19 protein-coding genes and 1 pseudogene are annotated in these 23,608 nt (G+C 71.2%); 16 read left to right on the top strand and 4 right to left on the bottom strand.

The genetic code is table 11. The features are described from left to right. Nucleotides 1-21: 21 nt before the first annotated feature. The 7 genes from HNP84_RS41255 (at nt 22) to HNP84_RS41225 (ending at nt 10,109) form a co-directional block, all read left to right on the top strand. Complete coding sequence (locus tag HNP84_RS41255) at nt 22-1,353, top strand: hypothetical protein (RefSeq protein ID WP_185055511.1); 1,332 nt, start codon at nt 22-24, stop codon at nt 1,351-1,353. A gap of 3 nt (nt 1,354-1,356) precedes the next feature. Next, nucleotides 1,357-1,908 carry a GNAT family N-acetyltransferase gene (locus tag HNP84_RS41250; protein WP_185055510.1) on the top strand — a complete coding sequence of 184 codons (552 nt, stop codon included), beginning with the start codon at nt 1,357-1,359 and terminating at the stop codon, nt 1,906-1,908. A gap of 434 nt (nt 1,909-2,342) precedes the next feature. Then, nucleotides 2,343-3,026 (top strand): phosphoribosylformylglycinamidine synthase subunit PurQ, encoded by a 684-nt coding sequence (gene purQ / locus HNP84_RS41245; RefSeq protein WP_185055509.1) that lies wholly within the window; start codon nt 2,343-2,345, stop codon nt 3,024-3,026. Nucleotides 3,027-3,070: 44 nt separating this feature from the next. Continuing rightward, the gene (gene purL / locus HNP84_RS41240; protein ID WP_185055545.1) at nt 3,071-5,290 is read left to right on the top strand and encodes a phosphoribosylformylglycinamidine synthase subunit PurL; all 2,220 of its coding nucleotides are present in this window, start codon (nt 3,071-3,073) and stop codon (nt 5,288-5,290) included. A gap of 442 nt (nt 5,291-5,732) precedes the next feature. Next, the gene (locus tag HNP84_RS52160) at nt 5,733-7,835 is read left to right on the top strand and encodes an adenylate/guanylate cyclase domain-containing protein (RefSeq protein ID WP_221337377.1); all 2,103 of its coding nucleotides are present in this window, start codon (nt 5,733-5,735) and stop codon (nt 7,833-7,835) included. A gap of 93 nt (nt 7,836-7,928) precedes the next feature. Then, on the top strand, nt 7,929-8,603 hold the full coding sequence (locus tag HNP84_RS41230) for a Crp/Fnr family transcriptional regulator (RefSeq protein WP_185055508.1): 675 nt from the start codon (nt 7,929-7,931) through the stop codon (nt 8,601-8,603). 21 nt (nt 8,604-8,624) lie between these two features. Beyond that, nucleotides 8,625-10,109, top strand: coding sequence for an MFS transporter (locus HNP84_RS41225; RefSeq protein WP_185055507.1), 1,485 nt, complete (start codon nt 8,625-8,627; stop codon nt 10,107-10,109). Here the strand turns inward: HNP84_RS41225 and HNP84_RS55565 are convergent. Further along, nucleotides 10,013-10,699: a TetR family transcriptional regulator gene (locus tag HNP84_RS55565; protein ID WP_185055543.1), complete on the bottom strand. Its 687-nt coding sequence runs from the start codon at nt 10,697-10,699 to the stop codon at nt 10,013-10,015. The two genes, HNP84_RS41225 and HNP84_RS55565, sit on opposite strands and share 97 nt — an antisense overlap. Before the next feature lie 80 nt (nt 10,700-10,779). On the opposite strand from HNP84_RS55565, the gene HNP84_RS41215 reads away from it, so the two are divergent. Further along, the gene (locus tag HNP84_RS41215; RefSeq protein ID WP_185055506.1) at nt 10,780-12,219 is read left to right on the top strand and encodes an MFS transporter; all 1,440 of its coding nucleotides are present in this window, start codon (nt 10,780-10,782) and stop codon (nt 12,217-12,219) included. 277 nt (nt 12,220-12,496) lie between these two features. Beyond that, on the top strand, nt 12,497-13,366 hold the full coding sequence (locus tag HNP84_RS41210) for a helix-turn-helix domain-containing protein (protein WP_185055505.1): 870 nt from the start codon (nt 12,497-12,499) through the stop codon (nt 13,364-13,366). 47 nt (nt 13,367-13,413) lie between these two features. Here HNP84_RS41210 and HNP84_RS41205 read toward each other — a convergent pair whose 3' ends face one another. Then, nucleotides 13,414-13,617, bottom strand: coding sequence for a DUF397 domain-containing protein (locus tag HNP84_RS41205; protein ID WP_185055504.1), 204 nt, complete (start codon nt 13,615-13,617; stop codon nt 13,414-13,416). A gap of 129 nt (nt 13,618-13,746) precedes the next feature. Here HNP84_RS41205 and HNP84_RS41200 point away from each other — a divergent pair, with 129 nt between their 5' ends. The 4 genes from HNP84_RS41200 to HNP84_RS41185 all read left to right on the top strand — a co-directional run bounded on the left by HNP84_RS41200 (nt 13,747) and on the right by HNP84_RS41185 (nt 18,445). Continuing rightward, nucleotides 13,747-14,721, top strand: a complete 975-nt coding sequence (locus HNP84_RS41200) for an AfsR/SARP family transcriptional regulator (RefSeq protein ID WP_185055503.1) — start codon at nt 13,747-13,749, stop codon at nt 14,719-14,721. 987 nt (nt 14,722-15,708) lie between these two features. Next, a complete protein-coding gene (locus HNP84_RS41195) occupies nt 15,709-16,848 on the top strand; it encodes a hypothetical protein (RefSeq protein WP_185055502.1) in 1,140 nt (379 codons plus the stop codon). Next, on the top strand, nt 16,848-17,657 hold the full coding sequence (locus tag HNP84_RS41190; protein WP_185055501.1) for a hypothetical protein: 810 nt from the start codon (nt 16,848-16,850) through the stop codon (nt 17,655-17,657). Before HNP84_RS41195 ends, HNP84_RS41190 begins: the two co-directional genes overlap by 1 nt. A gap of 14 nt (nt 17,658-17,671) precedes the next feature. Further along, on the top strand, nt 17,672-18,445 hold the full coding sequence (locus tag HNP84_RS41185; RefSeq protein ID WP_185055500.1) for a hypothetical protein: 774 nt from the start codon (nt 17,672-17,674) through the stop codon (nt 18,443-18,445). A gap of 12 nt (nt 18,446-18,457) precedes the next feature. Here the strand turns inward: HNP84_RS41185 and HNP84_RS41180 are convergent, their stop codons facing one another. Continuing rightward, complete coding sequence (locus tag HNP84_RS41180; protein ID WP_185055499.1) at nt 18,458-18,790, bottom strand: hypothetical protein; 333 nt, start codon at nt 18,788-18,790, stop codon at nt 18,458-18,460. A gap of 57 nt (nt 18,791-18,847) precedes the next feature. Here HNP84_RS41180 and HNP84_RS41175 point away from each other — a divergent pair, with 57 nt between their 5' ends. The 3 genes and pseudogenes from HNP84_RS41175 to HNP84_RS56930 form a co-directional block, all read left to right on the top strand. Next, the gene (locus tag HNP84_RS41175) at nt 18,848-19,288 is read left to right on the top strand and encodes a GNAT family N-acetyltransferase (RefSeq protein WP_185055498.1); all 441 of its coding nucleotides are present in this window, start codon (nt 18,848-18,850) and stop codon (nt 19,286-19,288) included. A gap of 219 nt (nt 19,289-19,507) precedes the next feature. After that, entirely contained in the window at nt 19,508-20,821 is a 1,314-nt protein-coding gene (locus HNP84_RS41170) for an AAA family ATPase (protein WP_185055497.1), read from the top strand. Next, nucleotides 20,818-21,237 (top strand): annotated as a pseudogene (locus HNP84_RS56930) (RloB family protein); the annotation flags it as partial. The gene HNP84_RS41170 and the pseudogene HNP84_RS56930, both read left to right, overlap by 4 nt. A gap of 242 nt (nt 21,238-21,479) precedes the next feature. Here HNP84_RS56930 and HNP84_RS41165 read toward each other — a convergent pair. Beyond that, nucleotides 21,480-23,588 carry a PhoX family protein gene (locus HNP84_RS41165; RefSeq protein ID WP_185055496.1) on the bottom strand — a complete coding sequence of 703 codons (2,109 nt, stop codon included), beginning with the start codon at nt 23,586-23,588 and terminating at the stop codon, nt 21,480-21,482. Nucleotides 23,589-23,608: the final 20 nt, after the last annotated feature.

The raw sequence follows: 23,608 nt of genomic DNA, 5'->3' as shown, positions 1-23,608 counted from the left end.
TGACCACGCGAGGAGGGAGCCTTGGCATACCGTTCCGAACCGGTCGATCCCGCCATTTCGCCGCGGCACCTCATGGGCGCGGCGTTGCGGCACTGGCGTGAGGTCGTATGCCAGACCGGTCTGAGGCCCGTGGCCGAAAAAGCCTGGGTGGACGCCTCGAATTTGGCGAAGTGGGAGCGAGGGGAACGTCTGGTCCCTGGCGACGCGGTCGGTCGTCTCGACACCGTCCTGGGCGCGAACGGATTTCTCGTGGCACTGCATGGTGTGGTCATGGCGCTCGAGCACGCGGCCACGGGTGCGCCGGGCTCAAAGGTGGGGCATGCTGAGGAAATGGACGTTGTTCGACGTCAACTTCTTACGGCCTTAGCCGCGCTCGGCGGTACCGCCGCCCTTCCCGTAGAGGGCCTGGAGAATCTGCGGCTCTTAGTCGAAGGGAACATCGGCTCCCCCCGCGTCGAGGACTGGGAAGAGATCGCCCAGGAGCACGCCCACGCGCTCATCAGCCGGTCCGTTCCCGAAGTCATCGGAGACCTGGCGCTCGATGTACTGGCCGTGCAACGGCTCAAGCAGGCCGCGCCGACTGCCGCCGCCCCGGAATGGGCTCTGGTCAACGCGCAGATGACGTGGCTGCTCGCATTGTCCCTGAACCTGGCCGGGCTTGCACGGGAGTCGCGCCGCTGGTGGATCACCGCGCGCCGGGCGGCTGAAGAGACAGGCGACCCACGAAGGATCGCCCTGGTCACAGGGTACGAGGCCATGCAGATGTTGTATGAGCAGCGACCGATGAGCACGATAGTGGAGCGTGCCGAGAATGCACTCGCACTCGCCCGGCGGACGCCTTGCGCAGGAGTCGCCGAAGCGTTGGCCGTATGCGCCCAGGCCCGTGTCCTCCAAGGCGACAGCGCGGGCGCGCGGGCGGCCCTGGACGAGCAGGCCGACGTCTTCGAGCGGCTTCCCGAGGCGACCAAGAGTGACAAGCTGTCAGTTGTCGGATGGCCGGAGACCCGCCTGTTGCACACCCGCTCCTTCGTCGCGACTCACGCCGGTCACGCCGATGCCCCTCAAGCGCAACGCGAAGCGCTCCAGGCGTACCCAACAGGTCATATACGGCCGATAGCCCAGATCCGGCTGCACGAAGCGCTGAGCGCCGTACGCCGCGGCGACATCGCCGAGGGCATCGACCGGGCCCGCAATGTCATCGCCGCGCTCGCGGAACACGACCGGTCGCCTTTCATCCGCCGAACCGCCACGTCGGTACTGGAGGCGGTCCCGGAAACGGAGGTGACGCGACCCGCCGTGGTCGAGTACCGAGAACTGCTCACTGTGCCGATGCCACCAAAGCAGGGGGTCTGAGACGTGGGAATCGCGTTACGCCACCGGTCGGGCGTCGATGCCGCCACTGTTCTCGACAGCTCCTATGGGGATGCGTACGAGGAGATCTACGCGGAACCGCCGTACAACTCGGGCCCGCTGTTCACTCGGGAGCGGTTCCTGGAGCGTACTCGCGACCAGGTGCACCGGTCCGGGTTCGATCTGGTCTCGGCCGAAGATGGATCGACTCTGGCCGGGTTCACGTTCGGGTTCACCATGGCAGCCGAGCGGTGGTGGGGCGGCGAGAGCACACCCCCACCGGCGAAGGTCGCCGGCGTGCCGAAACTCGCCGTGATCGAGCTGATCCTCCGAAAGCCCTACCGGGGACAGGGCATCGGCAAGCGCCTCCTCAGCACCCTGCTTGACGGGAGAGCCGAGCTGTACGCCACGCTGTTGTCACATCCGGAGGCACCGGCGCATGCCCTCTACGAGAGGTGGGGGTGGGAAGTAGCCGGGACCTGCAGGCCGGCGCCGGACGCACCGGTCATGGACATCATGATCCTCGCCCGCAAGCCTCATGCCCCCCGCTCTGCCTGATGCTCTGTATTCAGAGGTGTCCGGTTCCAACCTGGTTAGTGATCGGGCGTTCTTTCAGGCCGTTGGGCGCCAGCGGGGAGCCACGAGGGGCTTGCCCCTCGTGACCGGGGGTTCGGGGGGCTGTGCCCCCCGATGGACACAGCCCGGCTCGCGCGAAGCGCGCGGACGCGCGTAGCGCCGGAGGACCTTTTGCCGGGTGGCCGGATGCGCGAAGCGCGCGGACGCGCGGAGCGCTGGAGGACCTTTGGCCGGGTGGCGGCCGACGTGCGGCCGAGCGGCGGAGGGGGCTGCGGAGGGGATGAACTGGGCGTACGCGCCGGCGGGTGGGTGCTGTGGGGCATACGGGTGGACCGGATAGCCTGAGACGTACCGCCGATTGCCGCCGCCCGGGTTTCCGGGGTGCGGGCGCGAGTTTGTGGAGGGGAACGACAGCCATGAGTGCTGCCCGGGTGGGCGTGGTCACATTTCCCGGAACTCTGGACGATCAAGATGCCGCGCGTGCCGTACGGCACGCGGGCGGTGAGGCCGTGCCGCTGTGGCATGCCGACACCGACCTCAAGGGAGTCGACGCCGTCTTCCTGCCCGGGGGGTTCTCCTACGGCGACTACCTGCGCTGCGGGGCGATCTCGCGGTTCGCGCCGTTGATGGGCGAGCTGATCCCGGCGGCGAAGGCCGGGCTGCCGGTGCTGGGCACGTGCAACGGGTTCCAGATCCTGTGCGAGGCGCACCTGCTGCCGGGGGCGCTGCTGCGCAACGCCGGGCTGCACTACGTCTGCCGGGACCAGCGGCTGCGTATCGAGAGCACCGACACGCCGTGGACGGCCGACTACGCGCCCGGCCAGGAGGTCGTGATTCCGATCAAGCACGGTGAGGGACGTTACGTCGCCGACGCCGAGACGCTGGCGCGGCTGGAGGCAGAGGGGCAGGTGGTGGTGCGCTACCTGGGCTCCAACCCGAACGGGTCGCTGAACGACATCGCGGGGATCAGGAACGAGGCCGGCAACGTGGTGGGGCTGATGCCGCATCCCGAGCACGCGATCGAGGAGCTGACGGGCGGGCCGGGCACCGACGGGCTCGGGTTCTTCACCTCCATTCTGAAGAGGCTGGTGAACGCGTGAACGTCGATACCGTGGCGCGCGCCGCGCAGACGCCCGACGAGCCGATGCCCCACGTCGAGCTGGGCATGAAGGACGACGAGTACCAGCGGGTCAAGGAGATCCTGGGGCGGCGTCCGACCAGCAGTGAGCTGGCCATCTACAGCGTCATGTGGAGCGAGCACTGCTCCTACAAGTCGTCCAAGGTGCATCTGCGGCAGTTCGGCACCAAGGCCCCCAAGTCCGACGCGCTGCTGGTGGGCATGGGCGAGAACGCCGGCGTCGTGGACATCGGCGACGGCTGGGCGGCCACGTTCAAGATCGAGTCGCACAACCATCCGTCGTACGTCGAGCCGCACCAGGGCGCGGCCACCGGTGTCGGCGGCATCGTGCGCGACATCATGTCGATGGGCGCGCGCCCGGTCGCGGTGATGGACTCCCTGCGCTTCGGTGCCATCGACGCGCCCGACACCCGGCGGGTGCTGCCGGGCGTCGTGGAGGGCATCAGCTCCTACGGCAACTGCCTGGGCCTGCCCAACATCGGCGGCGAGGTCGCCTTCGACGACTGCTACATCGGCAACCCGCTGGTCAACGCGCTGTGCGTGGGTCTGCTGCGCAAGGACCAGATCAAGCTGGCCACCGCGCCCGGCCCCGGCAACAAGGTGGTGCTGTTCGGCGCCCTGACCGGGCCCGACGGGATCGGCGGCGCCTCGGTGCTCGCCTCGGCGACGTTCGAGGAGGAGTCCCACGCCAAGCGGCCCAGCGTGCAGGTCGGCGACCCGTTCATGGAGAAGCTGCTGATCGAGTGCTGCCTGGAGCTGTTCGCGGCCGACGTGGTCGTGGGCATCCAGGACCTCGGCGCGGCCGGCGTCTCGTGCGCGACCACCGAGCTGGCCGCCAAGGGCACCGGCGGCATGGACGTACGCCTCGACCTGGTGCCGCTGCGCGACCCGACCCTCCGCCCGGAGGAGATCCTGATGTCGGAGTCGCAGGAGCGGATGATGGCCGTGGTCACGCCGGAGGACATCCCGGCGTTCATGGCGATCTGCGAGAAGTGGGACATCCCGGCCACGGTGATCGGCGAGGTGACCGACACCGGCCGCCTGGTGATGACCTGGCACGGCGAGACCATCGTGGACATCCCGCCGGGCACGGCCGCCGACGAGGGGCCGGTCTACGAGCGGCCGTACCACGAGCCGGCCGGGCAGGCCGCGCTGAACAGCGACGACCCGGCCGCGCTGGACCGCCCGAGCGGGCCCGAGGAGCTGCGCGCGACCCTGCTGAAGGTGCTCGGCTCGCCGAACATCGCCTCCAAGGAGTGGGTGACCGGCCAGTACGACCGCTACGTGCGCGGCAACACCGTGCTCGCCCAGCCCGCCGACGCCGGCGTGCTGCGCGTGGGCGAGGCGATGCCGGGGGCGACCGAGACCAACCGCGGCATCGCGCTCGCCACCGACGGCAACGGCCGTTACGCGCGCCTCGACCCGTACGCGGGCGCCCAGCTCGCGCTGTCGGAGTCCTACCGCAACGTCGCGGTGACCGGGGCCCGCCCGCTCGCGGTCACCAACTGCCTGAACTTCGGCTCCCCCGAGGACCCCGAGGTGATGTGGCAGTTCGCCGAGGCCGTACGCGGTCTGGCCGACGCCTGCAAGGCCCTGGGCGTCCCGGTGACGGGCGGCAACGTGTCGTTCTACAACCAGACCGGCACCGTCGCGATCAACCCCACGCCCGTGGTCGGCGTGCTGGGCGTGCTCGACGACGTGCGGCGCCGGGTGCCGTCCGGGTTCACCGGCGAGGGGCACCGGGTGATCCTGCTCGGCGAGACCGCCGACGAGTTCGGCGGGTCGGCGTGGGCGCAGGTGGCCCACGGGCACCTCGGCGGCCTGCCGCCGCAGGTGCGCCTGGACGCCGAGCGGGCCCTGGCGGGCGTGCTGGCCGAGGCGTCGGCGCGCGGGCTGCTCACCGGCTCGCACGACGTGTCCGACGGCGGCCTCGCGGTCGCGCTGGCGGAGGCGTGCCTGGCGCGCGGCGTGGGCTGCGCGGTCACGCTGCCGGGCGAGGACCCGTTCGTGGACATGTTCAGCGAGAGCACCGCGCGGGCGCTGGTCACGGTCTCCGCCGAGACGTACGACGCGTTCGCCGCGCTGTGCGCCACCAGCGAGGTCGCGTGCACGACGCTGGGCACGACGACCGGCGACGCGATGCTGACGATCGACGGGCTCGCCCCGATCCCGGTCGAGGAGCTGCGCGAGACCTACGAGGCCACCCTGCCGGCGATCTTCGGCTGATCCGGCCCCGGACCAGCCGGCGATCTTCACTGATCCGGCCCCGGACCAGGCGATCTTCACTGATCCGGCCCCGGACCAGGCGATCTTCGCTGATCCGGCCCCGGACCCCGCGGACGGCCGTGCCCTCCCCACAAAGGGCACGGCCGTCCGCTGCTTTCGGCCGCCCTGAAAAAGATGGTGCGGTTGTTGTCGGGCGTGCGGGAGTTACACGGTTGAACCTCTGCCCGGGTTGACCTCGGGGAAATCACATCTCGGACTCGAACCGATACCTGAGGCGGTTCGCGCGCGCCCTCCGCCAAGGGGATAATCGTGATCGTTCGGGGGACCCGCGCCGTTGTCGCGGGCGAACATCTGGGGCCGTCCATCGACGCACGTGGGCGGGCCGCTGACCTGGAGGGCGATCGTGCCGACCAGCCACCCCTTGTCCCCTAATCCAGGAGTGATGAGCCATGCCGCGGGCACACTGAACGGCGAGGCCGCGCCCGAGAGCCCGGGGCGCCAGACGGAGCCGTACCTGCCTCCGGCGACTCACCCCGTGCGCGCGGTGGTGTGGGCCATCCACCTGATCGTGCCGATGCTCGGGCTCTGGCTGCTGCTGGCCAACCCCGACACCCTCGACATCAAGTGGCAGCACGAGCCGAGCCACTTCTGGCTGATCATCGCCGTGGCGGGGATCAACGTCGTGCTCGGCGGGATGATCAGCCAGGCCGCGGCGCGCCGCCAGGACGCCCGGCTGGTGCTGGTCTCGCTGGTGTTCCTCAGCAGCGCCGGCTTCTTCCTGATGCACGGCCTGACCACGCCGAAGATCATCCTGCCCGCGGGCAGCTACGGCTTCGACCTGTCGCAGCCGGTGGGCCTCACCGTGGCCTCGGCCTTCGCGTTCGCCTCGGCGCTGCCGCTGGGCGATCGGGCCGCGCGGTGGGTGCTCGCCAGGACCGGCGTCCTGCGCGGCGCGCTGGCCCTGTTCCTGGTGTTGTGGGGCTTCGCCTCGCTGGTGCCCGACCTGACCCCGCTCAGCGACCGTCCCCCGGCCGACGGGGCGACCCTGGGCCTGTTCTCGCTGGTCGCGGTGTTCCTCTACACGGCCGCGGCGATCATGGTGTTCCGGATGCACCGCAAGCGGCCGTCGTCCATGCTGATCAGCCTGATCACGGCGTACGCGCTGCTGGCCGAGGCCATGTTCGCGGCGATCTCGCACCGCAACTGGGCGCTGTCGTGGTGGGAGTGGCACATCCTGCTGACCTTCGCGTTCGGGTTCGTCGCCTACAGCGCCTACATCCAGTTCCGGCGCGAGGGGTCCAGCGCGGGCCTGTTCGACTCGATCGCGCTGGCCGCCACCGTACGCCGGCTCCAGGCGCAGTACGACGAGGCGCTGGAGGAGCTGGTCGGCCACCTGCGGCGGCGCGCGGAGTCGCCCGTGCCGGTGGCCACCCGCCTGGCCGGGAAGTTCCGGCTCACCGAGAGCCAGGCGGCGGTGCTCGACCGCGCCGGCGAGGCGCTGGCCAACGAGCGCGAGCTGTCGGAGCGGCTGGCCGCGCTGGTGGACGTCGGGCGCACCGCCCGGGTAGGGCTGGACGAGAAGGAGCTGCTGGCCACGGCCCTGGACCGGGTGCGCCAGGCGTACGGCGACGTGCGCATCGGCCTGGTGGCCGACGGCGTGGTGTCGGTCGCCGCGCGCGACTACTCCGAGCACGACTTCCCCGGCGGCGAGCCGGTGCGGCACGACGACGCGCTGGTGCACCCGCTGACGGTGAAGGGCAAGCTGGCGGGCGCGATGCGGGTGCCCATCGGGCGTACGCCGCAGGACGCCGCGCTGGCCGGGCTGCTGGCCGGGCAGATGTCGATCTCGCTGGAGAACGCCCGCCTGTACGGCGAGCTGTCCACGCTGTTCCGCCAGTACATGTCGCCCGATGTGGCCGCCGCGCTGCTGGCCGACCCCGAGCAGGCGGCGCTGGGCGGCTCGCTGGTGGAGCTGACGGCGCTGTTCGCCGACCTGAAGGGGTTCACCACGTTCTCGGAGAAGGTCGCCCCCGGCGAGATCGTGGACATGCTGAACCGCTACCACACCGCGGCCGTGCCGTGCATCCTCGACAACGGCGGCACGATCGTGCAGTTCGTCGGCGACGCCCTGCTCGCGCTGTTCAACGCGCCGGCGCGGCAGCAGGACCACGCGCTGGCCGCGGCTCGGGCCGGGCTGGCGATGCAGCGGGCCGCCGCCCGGGTGGCCGAGGAGGTCGCGGCCGAGCAGGCCGCCGGGCGGCTGAACGGCGTGGAGTGGCCGCAGTTCCGGGTCGGGGTGAACACCGGCATGGCGCTGGTGGGCAACATCGGCAGCCCGGAGCTGCGCGGCTTCAACGCGATGGGCGACAGCGTCAACGTCGCGGCCCGGCTGCAGGCGCTGGCCGAGCCGGGCACGGTGGTGATCGGCTCGACGACGTACGAGCAGCTCGGCACGGGCGCGCGGGTCAGCTCCCTGGGCGACCTGAGCCTGAAGGGCAAGGAGCAGCCGGTGCACGCGTACGTGCTGCACGCCCTGCCCGAATGAGCGGGAAACGACGAAGCAGCGAAATAAGCCATGGCTAGCCCCAGCGATCCAGAAATATCCTTCTTTCGCGGTCCAGCAGGAAGGCTCATCTCCATGAACCAGACGCTCCCCTTGGAACCGGGCGAGTTCCTGTCGTTGCTCGGCCCGGACGAGGTCGAGGCGCTGCGCAAGAGCGGGCGCCCTCGCCGCTGGGACAGGGGCGCCACCCTGATGACCGAGGGCGACACCTCCGACTGGGTGCTCGTGCTCACCTCCGGCCGGGTCAAGGTCTCCTCGCACACGGCGAGCGGCACCGAGGTCGTGCTCGCGATCCGTGGCCCGGGGGCCCTGCTGGGCGACATGTCGGCGCTCGACGGCGGCGCCCGCTCCGGCACGGTCACCGCGCTGGAGCCGGTCGAGGGCATCGTGATCCGCGACTTCTCCGGGTTCCTGCGCGAGCACGGGCGGATCGCGGTCACGCTGATGAAGCTGATCATCAGCAGGCTGCGCGACGCCGACCGCAAGCGGATCGAGTACGGCGCGTTCGACACCACCGGCCGGGTCGCGACCCGGCTGGTGGAGCTGGCCGAGCGCTACGGCGAGCCGAACAACGGCGGCGTACGCGTGGCGCTGCCGCTGTCGCAGGACGAGCTGGCCGGCTGGACCGGCGCGTCGCGCGAGGCGGTCAGCAAGGCCCTGCGCTCATTGCGCGACCGCGGGCTGATCGAGACCGGCCGCCGCCGCGTGGTCATCCACGACATGGAGGGCCTGCGCAAGCGCGCCCGCTGACCCCGCCCGCCGCCGACCGGCATGGCCCCCGCCCCCCAGGAGCTCCCCGGCTCTCCCGAATACCTGCGACGGCTCAGGCACGCCTGGCGGGTCTGCTCGGTGACCAGCCTCGGGCTGATCCTGATCGGCCTCTCGGGCAGCACGCTGAACGTCGCGCTGCCCGAGGTCGTACGGCACTTCCGCGCCGACGCGTTCGGCGCGAGCTGGATCCTGCTGTCGTTCCTGCTGGTGAACACCGCGACGCTGGTGTTGTTCGGCCGGGTGGCGGACCTGCTCGGCCGGCGCGAGGTGTACCTGGCCGGCTTCGCGGTGTTCACCGCGGCGTCGCTGCTGGCCGGGCTGGCGCCGAACGTACCGGTGCTGGTCGCGCTGCGGGCGCTCCAGGCCGTGGGCGCGGCGATGATCCTGGCCAACGGCACGGTGATCATCACCGACGCGTTCCCGCCCGACCGGCTCAGCCAGGGCATGGGCGTCTACATCGGCACGCTGTCGATCGCCCAGCTCGCCGGGCCCACGGTCGGCGGCCTGATCGCGCAGGCGGCCGGGTGGCAGTGGATCTTCTGGGTGAACGTCCCGGCCGGGCTGGTCGCGCTGTTGTGGGGGGCCCGCACGCTGCGCCGGGTGCCGCGCGGCCCCCGGCAGCCGGTGGACGCGGCCGGCAACCTGATCCTGTTCGCCGCGATGACCGCGACGCTGGTCGCGCTGAGCGAGGCCGGCTCGCGCGGCCCGTCCAGCCCGGCCGTGCTCGCGGGCGGCGCGGTGGCGCTCGCGCTGCTCCCGGCGCTGGTGCTGGTCGAGCGGCGGGCCCGGAATCCGGTGCTGGACCTGCGGCTGTTCGGCGCGCGCATGCTCGCCTTCGCCAACCTGGCCGCCTTCTGCGCCGCGCTCGCCCGCTCGGCGCTGATCCTGCTGGCCGCGCTGTACTTCCAGGCGGCGCGGGGCGTTGACGCGCTGACCGCCGGCGTGGCCGTGCTCCCGGTGCCGATCGGCATGGCCCTGGCCTCGCCCGCCGCGGGCGCGCTGGGGCGGCGGGTGCCGGCGTACTGGATCTCGGTGGGGGGCGCGCTGACGAGCGCGGCCGGCCTGCTGATCCTGATGCTCGGGGCCGGCCCCGGCACCCCGTACGCCGTGCTCGCCGCGGGCCTGTTCCTGTGCGGGTGCGGCAGCGGCGCGTTCCTGACCGGGAACACGACGCAGGTGATGAGCGCGCTGCCCCCGGGCAGCATGGGCGTGGTCAACGGGTTCCGGCTGATGGTGATGAACGTCGGCATCGTGCTCAGCACGGCCCTGACCCTCAGCGTGCTGAGCGGGCCGGTGCCGGCGGACGTACGGCACCTGATCTACCAGGGCACGCTGTCGCGGCTGTCGCCGGCCGCGCTGGACCTGCTGATGACGGGCTTCCAGCGGACCTACGCGGTGTTGTTCGGGGTGGCGCTGGCGGGCGCGATCCTGGCCGCCATGGCCTCCACCCCGCACATGAGGAGGTCCAGGCCGAAGGAGAAGTAGCGCTCGACGTCGGGCGCCGCCCTCATCGTCTCGGCGTAGGCCGAGATGTAGGGGTACTCCTGCTCCGGCAGGGCCTCCAGCGCCAGCCGGTGCTGCTTGCGCCGCTCCTCGGCCTCCTCCGGACGGATGCCGCCGGGGCAGTCGGGCCGCCCGTTGACCAGCGTGATCGCCCCGTTGAGCAGGTACGACGAGACCCAGTACCCCTCTTCCAGCGAGAATCCGGCCTCCGCGAGCAGCCCCAGGGCGATGTCGGTGGCCCGGGTGAAGCTGCCGATCCGCTCCTTCTCCGCGACGTGGAACAGCAGCGGCAGCGACGGATGCTCCCGCATCGTCTCGATGAGCGTCCGCACCATCGTCCGCAGCCGTGTCTGCCAGGGCCCGCCGAACTCCGCCGGCCTGGCCACCCCGGCGAGCAGGTGGTCGGCGACCGCGGTGAGCAGCTCTTCCTTGTTCTTGAAGTGCCAGTAGAGCGCCATCGGGGTCACGTCCAGCTCGCCCGCCAGGCGCCGGACGGTCACAGCGTCCACGCCTTCCGCATCCGCGAGGGCCAGTGCGCGCCGGATCACGGCCTCGCGGGACAACTTGCTCATCACGCTTGACAACTATACGCGGTACAGGTTCAACTATGCGACGTACATGTACGGCGTATAGTTACTATAGGGGGCACTTCGTGGACGACAGACGTAGATGGTGGGCACTCGCCGCCGTCACGCTCGGCACTTTCATGACCTACCTGGACAACAACATCGTCAACGTCGCGCTGCCGACGATCCAGCGTGAACTGGAGCTGGACATCGCCGGCCTGGAGTGGATCGTCAGCGGCTACATCCTGGTCTTCGCCGGCCTCATGCTGGTCGGAGGCAGGCTGGCCGACGTGTTCGGGGCGCGGCGGGTGTTCCTGGCCGGGCTCGCGGTGTTCACCCTCGCCTCGCTCGGGGCCGGGCTCGCCGGCGACGGCGGCACGCTGATCGGCGCCAGGGCGGTGCAGGGCATCGGCGCGGCGCTGCTCACCCCGACCTCGCTCGCGCTGCTGTCGTCGACCTTCACCGACCCGCGCGAGCGCGGCACGGCCGTCGGCATCTGGACCTCATCGGGCGCGCTGTCCATGGCGCTGGGCCCGCTGACCGGCGGGTTCATCAGCGAGTACTGGCACTGGGGCTGGATCTACCTGATCAACGTGCCCGTCGGGGCGCTCACGCTCGCGCTGGCCTACTGGGCGGTGCGCCCGCCGCGCGACGGCCGCGTACGGCGGAGCCTGGACCTGCCCGGCCTGGTCACATCGGCCATCGCGCTGTTCGCGCTGACGTACGCGCTGATCGAGGGCGAGGGGGCCGGCTGGACCTCCGGCGAGATCCTGACCGCGTTCGGCGTCGCCGCGGCGGCGGCGGTCGCGTTCGTGGTCGCCGAGACCCGCGCCGCCGAGCCGATGATCGACCTGTCCCTGTTCCGCGCCCGCGCCTTCAGCGGCGGCACGCTGTCGATGGGCCTGTGGTCGTTCGGGGTCTTCGGCATCTACTTCTTCAGCGCGCTGTGGCTGCAGAACGTGCTCGGCTTCACCCCCACCCAGGCGGGGGCGGCCTTCGTACCGATGGCCCTGGTCATGGCGGTCGTGGCGATCAGCGCCCAGCGCATCAGCCGTCTGCTCGGCAACGGCCCCACGGTCGCGCTCGGCCTGGCCCTGATGACCGGCGCCATCTTCGCCATCTCCCGCGTCGGCGCGGGCGCCGCCTACGGCGACATCCTGCCCTGGTTCCTGCTGTACGGCCTGGGCGGCGGCATGCTGGTCCCGCTGACCACCGTGATCCTCGGCGCCCTCCCCACCGGCCGCGCCGGAGTGGCCTCCGGCGTCCTGAACGTCTCCCGCGAGGTCTTCGGCCTCCTCGGCGTGACGGTCCTGGGCGCGATCCTGAACGCCCGCCAGTCGGCCGCCCTGGAGGACGGCACCGCGCCCCTGGCGGCCTTCCTGGACGGCTACCAGATCTCCCTGGCCATCGCCGCCGCCATCGTCCTGATCGGAGTCCCGGTCAGCCTCTACTCCCTGCGCGCCACCGCCCGCCCCGGACGCCCCGCCAAGGACGACGACGAACGACGCGTTCCGGAACCGGTCTGAACACGCGCTCCGCACCCCCGGGCCGCGGTCCGGCACCCCGAGCGCCGGTCCGCGGCCCGTCGCATAGTCAAGAATCATTATGAATCAGACTGCAAGGACAGGCCACCGATTGTAACTAATTCGGGTCGTTCGTTCACTAATCCATGTCATGCCCGGCATTTCACCAACTCGAAGGCGTTGACAGACCCATCGGGAGGTGCTTTAGTCTCGCATTGCCGCGAATCGGAGTGAATTGATGCGCACTCACGCGGCGAGCCGGCATGGGAGGACGTTCGGCATGGATGGGGCCGGGGGGATCGGAGGGCGGCGGCAGCGGCTCGCGCTGGAGTTGCGCCGCCTGCGCGACCAGGCCGGGGTCACCGGGCGCGAACTCGCGCAGGAGGTGGGGATCAGCCAGTCCAAGGTGTCCCGGATCGAGTCCGGTACCGCGATGCCCTCGGTGCCCGAAGTCCGGAAGTGGACCCTGGCCGTCGGCGCGCCGCGGGAGACCGGGGAGAGATTGATCGAGCTGACCGAGGCCGCGCACCAGGAGGTGCAGACCTGGCGCACGGCCCTGCAGGAGCAGGGCCACTTCCAGGAGCGCCTCAGGGACCGCGAGCTGCGGTCCCACCTGGTACGCAACCTGCAGACCGCGGTGGTCCCCGGGCTGCTGCAGACGGCCGAGTACGCGCGCCGCGTGTTCGCGCTGTTCGAGCTGCCCTACACCGACGACGACCTGTCCGCCGCGGTGGCGGCCAGGCTGCGCCGCCAGTTGGCGCTGTACGAGGAGGACCGGCGCTTCGACTTCCTGATCTGCGAGGGCGCCCTGCGGTGGCGTCCAGGCCCGGCACGCGTGCTGGCGGCCCAGCTCGACCGGATCTCCTCGCTCAGCACGCTGGACAACATCTCGATCGGCATCGTCCCCGCCGACGCGGAGGCCATCGCGCTGCCCCTGCACGGCTTCGTCATGTACGAGGGCGACGACGAAGGCTGCGAGACGTTCGTGGAGGTCGAGACCACCCACGCGCGTGTGGTCGCCGCCCGGAGCGAGGAGGTCGCCCTGTACGACAAGCAGTGGCGGCGGCTGAGCGATGTGGCGATCTTCGATGACGAGGCGCGGGCCTTCCTCGCCGCCCTGATCACCGAGGTACGAGGGGGGAGCCGGTGACCGTCGTGCCGGCGGTGGCACGACGGTCACCGGCTCGCATCGTGGTCCTACAACTGGGTCAGGTCGAACTCACCCGCCCGGACCCCGAAGAGGAACGCCTCCCACTCGCCGGTGGTGAACAGCAGCACCGGGCCGTCGGGGTCCTTGGAGTCGCGCACGGCGATGGCCGTGACCGCGGCGACCTCCACGCAGTCGCCGGCACCGCCGCTGGCGGTGCTCTTACGCCAGGAGCACGCGTCGCCGAACTTCATGATGTCTCCTCTCGTCCGCCGGGCGGCCCCGTGCCGCCCGCGCGAGAGGAGTCCATCAGCGGCCACTGCGCCTGAGACTGCGCCGGCGACTGCGCGCACGACTACGTATCGGACTTTCTGGAGGATCGAGTGGAGATCCGGCTCATCGGCGAGGTCCGGGTGCTCTCGGAAGGACGGGGCATCGGACCGGTCAGCCCCACCCGGCAACTGCTCGTGGCCGCGCTCGCGGCCGAACACGGCCGTACGGTCTCCGGGGAGGAGCTGATCAGGCGGGTCTGGAGCGAGCAGGAGCTCGACCATGCCCGCCGGCAGATCCACCAGCACCTGCGGAAGCTGCGCCGTGAGCTGGAGGCCGGGCGCCCCGAGGCGGGCGAGATCGTCCAGGCCCATGCCGGCGGGTGGCGTATCACCCTCGACCCGGAGCAGGTGGACGAGTACCGCTTCCAGGTGCTGCACGGCCGGGTGCTCGCCGCCGGCGATGCCCGAGAGCGGGCGCGACTGGCCGAGCAGGCGCTCGCCGAATGGGCCGGCGACGTCACCGGCGCACCGCCGGTCCCGCTCGCCGGGCTTCCCGGCACCTGGGCCGAGGGGCAGCGGCGCGCCATGCTGGAGGACTACAAGCAGGTCCGGCTCGCCTGGCTGGAGGCGCATCTCGCGCTGGGCCCCGAGGAGTGGATCGTCTCCGACGCCCTGCGCCTGGCCAAGTCGTTCCCGTTCGACGACGGCGTCCAGGCGACCCTGATCCGCGCCCTGCACCGGCTGAACGGCGCCCCGGCCGCGATCGAGGCGTGGGAACGCTACCGCGACACGCTGCGGCAGGCGTACGACACCGAGCCGGGGCCGGAGTTGCACGGCCTCTACCAGGACATCCGGGCGCACACGCACGCGCTCGCCCCCGTGACGAGAAAGGAGCTCCGCGTGGAGCAGGAGGAGCCCGTACCCGACGCCGACGAGGCCGGTGTCAGCGCGGAGAACAAGGGCGTGCTGGCCACCGGCGCGTACGGGGTGGCCATCGGCACGCAGTGGAACGTTTCCGGCAGCCACGCCCGCATCCAGCACGCCGACCGCGACATACGGATCGAGCAACCCGCGGACGAGCGATGAGCGAGGAGGAGCAGCAGGCCGACCAGCTCGTCGAGGAAGAGACCCTCGCCCTGTCGCCGGGCGAGCGGGCCGAGCGGGACATCCGCGAACGCGGCCTGCGCGACGAGAACCTGCGCCGCCTGTTCGCCGACACCATGAGCGCCGTCTCCCTCGACGGCGGCACCGCCATAGGCACCCAGTTCACCCTCGGCGACCACGGCCGGGTACAGAGCGCGCAGCGCGACTTCATCGTCAACAACTTCGGCCCGACGGCCCGGCACGCCTCCGCCGTCCCGCTCGGCGACGAGCACCTCGCCCGGCTGGACCCCGCGTACGTCGTGCGGACCGCCTCCATGACGGAGCTGGCCGCACGCGCCACGCCCGGCAGGGTCAGCGTCTACGCGGGTTCGACGGGCACGGGCCGGACCTTCGCGGTGCTGGCCGCGCTCGCCCACACCGCCGGCAGGCCGGGGTCGCGGGCACGGCCGGCGATGTTCCCGCGCGGCGTGGACGTCTGGCGGCTCCAGCGAACCGACCTCAAGGGTCTCGACGGGGTCGTGATCGACGCCACCGAGGAGAGGTGGGCCAGGCGTCTGGACGAGTCGCTGCTGCGGCACCTCGTCCACCTGGCGACCGGCGCCGGGTGCGCCGTCGTGGTGCTGACCGGCGACGACGTGGAGTGCACCGCGCAGCAGCTCGACCTGTACGTCGTGCGGCACACCCGCCCCGACATCGGCCAGGTGCTGCACCGCTGCCTGGCCTACTACATGGCGCGCGCCGGCATGCCGTACGCCGACGCCCGCGCGTACCGCGTCTCCGGCGACCCGCGCGTACGCGCCGAGCTGGACGACCGCGCCCGCCCGCAGGAGGCGGACCGGTTCGCCCAGTCCTTCGTCGAGCGGGCGCGCACCGAGGCCGCCTTCGACGAGGTGTGCGACAAGGTGATCGACGAGGTGCTGGCCGAGCGGCCAGACCGGCTGCGGGAGCAGGCGCGCGACATGCTGGGCGGTGGCGGCACCATCTACCAGCAACAGCTTCCTGCTGGCCGCGTCGGTGCTGAACGGGGCGTCGATGGTCAAGATGACCTCGGCCGCGCTCGACCTGGCCGGGCGGATCGACAGCACCTCCCCGCCGGACGTCGCCTGGTCGGCCTTCGACGAGACCCTGCAGCAGTGGCTCCAGTACGCCGACGCCGTCGCCGGCGTGGAGGCCGTGCCCGAGGGACGGCGCCGGATCGGCCTGCGGGTGCCCGCGATGAGCCCGGCCATCCTGTACACGGCCTGGCACAACCACCCCGCGCTGCGCGGGCCGATGACCGCCTGGCTGCACGACCTGGCCGGCGATCCGGAGCCCGAGGTGCAGATCTCGCTGGCCCAGGCGATCGGCAAGCTGGCGACGTACGACTTCGCCGAGATCGACGCGGAGTTCATCCGGAAGTGGGCCACCTCGCGCCGGGTCACCTGGCACCGCATGGCCGCCTGGGCGCTGGAGGCGGCGGCGCAGGACCCGCGGTTCACCGAGAGCATCCGCCGGCGCCTCGTGGCGTGGAGCGAGTCCACGCTCTCGCGCCGGTCGGTGGCGGTGCACGCGTACGGCACCTCCCTTGGCCGGGTGTTCCTCCACGACGGGCTCGCGGGCCTGCGCCGGATCGCCGCCGACCCCCGCCCCGGGCTGCGCGACCACGTGGCCCGCTCCACCGTCGAGCACTTCCTCGGCGGGCGGCGTACGGAGATCGTCACCGAGTTGGGCCTGTGGGCGCGCTCGGGCGTGACGGCGCTGCACGACGTCGCCGCGCGTTGCCTGGTCCGCTTGGCGCCGATCCCGGCCGCCGGCCCCGACGCCCCCCGCCCCGCCCTCCTGACCATGTGCGCCGACCACGAGGCCGACATCGCCGGCCTGTGGCGTGCCGCCCTGCTCGACGACCGGACGAGCGGCATGGCCCTGGAGATCCTGCTCGGCTGGGTCCGGCACGCCGAGGACGCGCCCGGCACCGCCGACGTCCTGAGCCGCCTCGTGGCCCGGCTCGGCGCCGAGGAGCCACCGCACCACACGCTCCGGTTCCACCTCACCCTGTGGCGGCACCGAGGTGAGATCTCCGGTCGCCTCTGCACGACGCTGCTCGCCCATCTGGCCAGAAAGGGCCTGTGATGACCACTTCCCTGCGACGACGGCCGGGCCGGTTCGCCCGGTTCCTCGCCCGGCTGGCGGACCTGTTCCGCGCACAGGCCGACATGCGGGCGCTGACCATCATCGATCCCCCCGTCGAGTACGAGACGCCGGCGCTGCACGACGGCTTCGGATTCCGGGTCAAGGTCCGGCTGCAGTGGACCGTGCGCGGCGAAGGCACGGACGCCGACCTGCACCGCGCCGTCAACGGGCGCAGAGAGGGCTTCCGCTGGCTGGTGGCCGACAAGGTGCGCCATGGGGCGCGGCGCTTTCCGCCGCACCTGCCGGAGCAGGCCGAGGCCCACCTCGCCGAGTCGCTGGTGCCGATCGTGGTCACCGAGCACGACGGCACCCAGGTGACGTGCACGCCGTACGTGTGGATCGGCTCGGCCCGGCCGCTGGTGGAGTTCCGGCAGCGGACCTGGCTGGAGCGCCTGACCGCGGAGACCGCGCACGAGACCGCCCAGGCCGACATCGCCCGGCTGCGCGAGCTGCGCGCCCTGTGGCGGGCCTTCCTGTCGGAGGGGATGGACGACTGGATGACCACCTACGCGCTCCGGCTCGCGGAGCGGAAGCAGGACGCGGCCGGCGTCCACACCGAGATGGTGGACCACCGCCGCGAGGACGCCCAGCGCCTGCTGGAGATGGTGGAGAAGATCATCGCCGGGCACCGGATCACGAACGCGTACGAGTTCATGGTGGACAGCGAGACCGTGCTCAAGCGGACCCTGCAGATGATGGGCGTCCCCCTGCCGCCCGCGCCGCCGAACGGCGCCGCGAGCCCGAACTAGGACCCGGCCGATCCATGATCGACGACACGTTCCCGATCGTGCAGTGCGGCGCCTGCGGCGCGCGGGGGCGGGCCGGGGCGGGCTGCGCGGCCTGCGGCAACGGCACGGCCCCCGTCCACCGCCCCCGGCGCGGCAGGCGGCGCCTGGCCCCCATCGTCCTGCCGGTGGCCCTGGTGGCCGCGGTGGGCCTGGTGGCCCTGGTGGCCGTCTCGGCCCCGATCGCCTGGTCACCGTCGGCCCCGGCACGTCACGAACCCCCCGCCCCGCCGTCCGCCGCCCCGCCGTCCGCCCTCTCGACGCCGCCGCCGTACACGCCACCGCACACCCCGCCGATCCCCGAGGCCGACGCGGCGGCCCAGGCCGCGGCGATCGACGCCCTCCTGTCCGAGAGCCAGGACTCCCGCACGGCGCTCCAGCCGGCGCTGAACGAGGTGGCACAATGCGCTGCCGGGGCACTGGCGACCATCCGTGAGATCACCCGGCAGCGCGAGGACCAGTGGGAAAGGGCACGCGAGTTGCCCGTGGACGCCCTGGCCGGCGGCGTGGAGTTGCGGGACGCGCTGACGGAGGCCCTGCGCGCGTCGTACGAGGCGGATGTGGGCTTCCAGTCCTGGGCCCGCCGCCACCTGGATCTCGGCTGCCAGGGCGACCCCGATGCCGACCCGGACTACCAGTGGGCCCTCGACCGATCCGGGGCCGCCGAGGCCGCCAAGGACCGCTTCGCCGCCCTGTGGCAGCCGATCGCCGACGCGTACGGCCTGCCCCGCCGGACCGCGTCGTCCATCTGACCCGGCCGGGGCCTACTCGCCGTAGCGCTCGCTGAGCCGGGCGTCCATCTCGGGGTCGATCTCGGACGGGTGCACGGTACGCCCCGAGGGCAGGTGGACGCCCTGCCGGAACAGGCCCTGGCGGTGGGCGCGGCAGGTGTAGTGGTCGATCCAGCCGTTCTTGAAGTCCGGGGAGTAGACGTACCGGACCACGGCGGCATGGGGATGCGGCGGCCCGAGCCGGTAGCCGTCGAGCCAGAACGTGTAGTGGTCGTTCCACTGCGCGTGCTGCGCCAGCGTGTTGCCGGCCTCGATCTCGGCCCGGATCAGCGGCGCCAGATGCTCGCACGCCAGTTCTTCCCACATGTGCCCGCCACCCCTCCCGCGTTCCTCGCAGTATCCCGTCCGTACCATGGCCCTGTCATGGTGATCGAGGAGCGCGCGGCGGGCGATCCGGGGCTGGCGGCCCTGCTCGACGCCGCCTTCGCCGAACTGGTCGCCCGATACGGCCCCGAGGGCCGCTCCGGCGTCCACGAGCGCGCCCGCTTCCTGGTCGCCCGCGTCGGCGACGAGGCGGTCGGCTGCGGCGCCGTGCAGCCCGCCGAGCCCGGCGTGGCCGAGCTCAAGCGCATGTACGTCGCGCCCGCCTTCCGGGGCCGGGGAATCGCGCGGGGCCTGCTGGCCGCGCTGGAGGACCTGGCCCGCGCCATGGAGTACCGGGCCCTGCGCCTGGCGACCGGGCTGAAGCAGCCCGAGGCCATCGCCCTGTACGAGAGCAGCGGCTACACCCTCACCCCGCCGTACGGCAAGTACGTCCGCCAGCCCGCCACTCGCTGCTACCTCAAGGAGCTGGCGAGGTGCTGAGGACGTAGCACCGTGAGACCGCGGTCAGGGCGCTGATCTTGTTGACCTTGGCGGACCCGGGCCGGCACAAGCGCGACCCGCGTCCGGCAACCGGTGTGACCTGTGGACATCGATCGGCGCTGCGAGATATAACAACAGCTAGGACGCGTTTTCGACGGCCGATTCGTCGTTGATCGCCCTATTTCAAGATCGAACGGCAGGCTGAAGGCGGGTGAGGGCGTGCTCCTGCGCTTTCGGGTCGCGAACCACCACAGCATTCGCGACGTCGCGGAGCTCTCACTCGCCTCCGTCAACCTGACCGGTACGAGACCGGCCGACGGCGACTGGGTGGCTGCGACCACGAGGGTGGCCGGCATCTACGGGGCCAACGCGTCGGGCAAGTCCAACCTGCTCGACGCACTGCACTTTGCAGGATCGGCGGTGCGCAACTCGGCCACGGCATGGGGAGGTGAGGACACCTTCCCGCACCACCCGTTCGCCCTGGACGAAGCGTCGCGGACTCGCACCTCCCTGTACGAGTTCGACCTGGTCGCGTCGGAGGTGCGATATACGTACGGCTTCGAGTCCGCGCCCGATGGCATCCACAAGGAGTGGCTGTACTCCTATCCCACCGGGCGCAAGCGCGTGTTGTTCGAGCGGTCAGGGCTCACCGGAGACGAGATCGAGTTCGGGCGGCACCTGCCCGGCGAGAACATGCGCATCGCCAGGCTGATGCGGCCGAACAGTCTGTACCTCTCTACTGCCCGCAACAGCAACCATGAGTTCCTGAGTCGGATCTACCTCTGGTTCAGGAACGCGATCAACTATGCGGCGTTCACGGAGATGGACAAGCAGTCACGTCTCCAGTGGATCCACACGGTCCTGGAGCATCCGCAGAAGGCGGCTCAGGTGGTGGAGATGCTCAAGTTCGCAGACCTCGGCATCGTGAACCTGACCCTGGAGACCGAAGAACTCGACGAGCGCACGAAGTCGCTGATCAGCGATCTTCTTAAACTCCTGGAAGGCGTGGCTCCACCGCCCAAGATGTCGGTCGAGGACATCTTGGAGAACATAAGCAAGAAGATCAGCTTTACTCATGTAGGGGCTGGATCAAAAACCTTCTCACTTCCCTTGAGCAGAGAGAGCAGCGGCACCGTCGCGTGGCTCTCGCTGGTGGTCCCCGCCCTGATCGCCTTGGAGTACGGCCAGGTGCTCGTCGTGGACGAACTCGACTCCAGCCTGCACCCCCGGCTCGCCGCGGCGCTGGTGAGCATGTTCAAGGACCCGAAGTTGAACCCGCGCGGGGCTCAGCTCATCTTCACCTCCCACGACACGAACCTGCTCGAACACCTCGCGGGACCCGCGCTCTCCCGCGACGAGGTCTGGTTCACAGAGAAGGCCCCTGACGGGGCGACCGAGCTGTTCGCCCTGACCGAGTTCCCCGGACGCCCCACGGACAACATCGAGCGGCGCTACCTGCAAGGACGCTACGGCGCGGTGCCCATGGTGTCACCGGATGATCTGCACGCAGCCGTCCTGCGGCAAGACCGGTGAGAGCGACGCGCACACGCGGCTCGGCCGACCTGCGCAGAGCCAGGAACACCAGGCAGGAGAAGCCGTACATCCTCATCGTCGCCGAAGGCGAGAAGACCGAGCCTCAGTACTTCCGCGGCCTCGCGAGGGAACTGCGCGCGTCAGGCGTCGAGGTCTACCGGCTGGACATAACGGGACTCGGCCGTGATCCGGCGCGAGTGGTCAGGAAGGCCGCGCAGCTTGGGCGGGACAAAGACTACGACCAGGTCTGGTGCGTGGTAGACGTGGACGACCACGTCACCTTGGCGCCCGCCCTGCGCGAGGCGAAGGCGCTGGCGATCCGAATGGCGGTGAGCAGCCCGTGCTTCGAACTGTGGATACTGTGGCACTTCACGGACCAGCGGGCCCACGTCAGCCAAGCCGTGCTCAGCGACAAGCTGAAAAGGTTCGGCGTCACGGACAAGAACCTGCCGCCCGGTTTCCCGTACCGGCAGTACGCGGCGGCTGTGTCGCGTGCCGTGGCATGCGGCGTGCCTGAGGAATACCTCTGCCGCCGAAGAACCCATCGAGTTCGGTGTGCCTTCTTGTCGGGGTCCTGGCCGGAGGCGGTTCCCTCCCGGCTCTGGGCGAAGGCCCGGCCCCCCGGTAGTGCCGGAGGGCCGGGGCGGCGGCGGATGGGTCAGGCGCCGATCTTCTTGCCCTTGCTGTGCCAGGTGACCGCGACGCCCGGGCGGGGCTGGGAGTCGCCGCCGTCGGGCCAGTGGCTGGCCGGGTTCTCGGGGCTGGCGCCGTCCTTCTCGCCCGGGTGCTGGACGGCGACGAACACGCTGCGCTGGTCCGGGGAGATCAGCGGGCCGCAGGTCTCGGCGCCGACGGGGACGCTGAGGAACTGCCGGACGTACCCGCGCTCCTTGCCCTTCAGCGGCATCGCGAACAGGCCGTCGTTGGCGCCGAGCGCGTTGCCGTCGGTGGAGATCCACAGGTTGCCCTCGGCGTCGAAGGCGACGTTGTCGGGGCAGGAGATCGGCGAGACCTTGGACTTGTCGAAGCCGGCGAAGTAGGTGCTCGGGTCGTTCGGGTCGCCGCAGACCAGCGGGAGGGCCCACTTGAAGGTGAGCGCGCCCGCGTCGTTGCGGTCCTCGGTGATCTCCAGGATGTGCCCGTGGCGGTTGGACGGACGCGGGTTGGCCTCGTCCACCTGGGCCGCGGTGCGGTTGCTGTTGTTGGTCAGCGCCACGTAGACCGAGCCGTTGACCGGGTTGCGCTCGACGTCCTCGGGGCGGTCCATCTTGGTGGCGCCCACCTTGTCGGCGGCCAGGCGGGTGTAGACCAGCACCTCGGCGGCGGTCATGCCCTCGACGAAGGACCGGTCGCCGCTGACCAGCTTGATCCACTGGCCGGTGCCGTCGAAGGCGCCGTCGGAGGGCAGCTTGCCGCTGCCGTCGATCTCCGAGGCCGGGCTGTCGCCGGTGAACTTGGCGACGTAGAGCGTGCCCTCGTCCAGCAGGGTGCGGTTGTTGCGGTCGTGGCCGGGGATGTAGCGGTTCTTGGAGACGTACTTGTAGATGTACTCGAAGCGCGAGTCGTCGCCCATGTACGCCACGAGCCGCCCGTCCCTGGCCAGCGTGGTCGTCGCCGCCTCGTGCGCGAACCGGCCGAGCGCGGTGCGCTTGATCGGCGTGGAGTCGGGGTCGAACGGGTCGATCTCCACGATCCACCCGAACCGGTTGACCTCGTTGTGGTGCTTGGCCAGGTCGAACCGCTCGTCCACGCGGTCGAAGCGCCGGCTGCCGCTCGGGATCGCGGTCGTGGTGCTGATGCCGTACCTGGTCAGGGCCGGCTTCTGCGCCTCGGGCACGCCGTTGCCGCCCACGAAGTACTGGTTGAAGTTCTCCTCGGCGGTCAGCACGGTGCCCCACGGGGTGGTGCCGCCGGCGCAGTTGTTCAGCATGCCGAACACCTTGCGGCCGGTCGGGTCGGCGGGGGTCTTGAGCAGGTCGCTGCCCGCCGCCGGGCCGGAGAAGCGCATCTCGGTGGTGGCGGTGATGCGCCGGTTGTAGCGGCGCCGGCCCTTGGTGACCAGCTTCCACTGGCCGCTGCGCCCGACGCGCTCGATCTCCACCACCGAGCCGCCGTGCGCGGCCAGGCCGATCTTGATCTGCTCCTCGGTGGCCGCGGTGCCGTCGGTGTAGCCGCGGAACATGAGCGCTTCGTCGGTGTACTCGTGGTTCACCCACAGCAGGCCGCGGTTCGCGCCCATCGGGAAGAACGTCACGTAGTCGCAGTTGTAGCCGAACTGCTTGGCCTGCGCCTCGGCGGTCTGGTTGTCGAAGTCGAACTCCGGCGCGCCGGGCAGCACCGGGTCGCCCCAGGCCACGACCACCGCGCTCTCGTACCCGGCCGGCACGGTCAGCTTGTCGTCGTTGTTCGGCGGGACGGGGGTGAAGGTGAGGGAGGAGCGGCCGTGCCCCCAGCCGCCGCGCATCGCCTCGGCGTCGCCGCCGGGGTCGGCCGCCGCGGGTACGGCCGCCGCCAGCCCGGCCGCGCCCGCACCGGCCACCATCGCGCCGACGGCCCCGGCGCGCAGGACTCCCCGGCGCGACATCGCCTCGGCGACGATGTCACCGAAGTAGCGGTTGGCACTGGTGTTGGGGACCTCGTGAGCACATGCGTTGCCGCAACGGAACTGGCAGGTCATCGCGCTGCGGCCACCCTCGCGGGAGCCGTTGAGCAGCGGGAGCAGCCTGCGCGGCGAGGGGTTCGCCACTGATCCTCCAGGGTTTTCCATTGATGTTCCGCCGGGACGCT

Source organism: Thermocatellispora tengchongensis (genome assembly GCF_014202315.1).
Classification (GTDB): domain Bacteria; phylum Actinomycetota; class Actinomycetes; order Streptosporangiales; family Streptosporangiaceae; genus Thermocatellispora; species Thermocatellispora tengchongensis.
Note: the sequence above shows the minus strand (reverse complement) of the source record. Positions and strands in the feature narration are given on the sequence as shown.

Bases quoted from the DNA above. Each gene is read 5' to 3' on its own strand.
- purQ (WP_185055509.1), top strand. From the start codon at position 2,343: ATGAGTGCTGCCCGGGTGGGCGTGGTCACATTTCCCGGAACTCTGGAC.
- purL (WP_185055545.1), top strand. From the start codon at position 3,071: ATGCCCCACGTCGAGCTGGGCATGAAGGACGACGAGTACCAGCGGGTC.
- HNP84_RS52160 (WP_221337377.1), top strand. From the start codon at position 5,733: ATGAGCCATGCCGCGGGCACACTGAACGGCGAGGCCGCGCCCGAGAGC.
- HNP84_RS41230 (WP_185055508.1), top strand. From the start codon at position 7,929: ATGAACCAGACGCTCCCCTTGGAACCGGGCGAGTTCCTGTCGTTGCTC.
- HNP84_RS41225 (WP_185055507.1), top strand. From the start codon at position 8,625: ATGGCCCCCGCCCCCCAGGAGCTCCCCGGCTCTCCCGAATACCTGCGA.
- HNP84_RS55565 (WP_185055543.1), bottom strand. From the start codon at position 10,699: ATGAGCAAGTTGTCCCGCGAGGCCGTGATCCGGCGCGCACTGGCCCTC.
- HNP84_RS41210 (WP_185055505.1), top strand. From the start codon at position 12,497: ATGGATGGGGCCGGGGGGATCGGAGGGCGGCGGCAGCGGCTCGCGCTG.
- HNP84_RS41205 (WP_185055504.1), bottom strand. From the start codon at position 13,617: ATGAAGTTCGGCGACGCGTGCTCCTGGCGTAAGAGCACCGCCAGCGGC.
- HNP84_RS41190 (WP_185055501.1), top strand. From the start codon at position 16,848: ATGACCACTTCCCTGCGACGACGGCCGGGCCGGTTCGCCCGGTTCCTC.
- HNP84_RS41185 (WP_185055500.1), top strand. From the start codon at position 17,672: ATGATCGACGACACGTTCCCGATCGTGCAGTGCGGCGCCTGCGGCGCG.
- HNP84_RS41180 (WP_185055499.1), bottom strand. From the start codon at position 18,790: ATGTGGGAAGAACTGGCGTGCGAGCATCTGGCGCCGCTGATCCGGGCC.
- HNP84_RS41175 (WP_185055498.1), top strand. From the start codon at position 18,848: ATGGTGATCGAGGAGCGCGCGGCGGGCGATCCGGGGCTGGCGGCCCTG.
- HNP84_RS41165 (WP_185055496.1), bottom strand. From the start codon at position 23,588: ATGGAAAACCCTGGAGGATCAGTGGCGAACCCCTCGCCGCGCAGGCTG.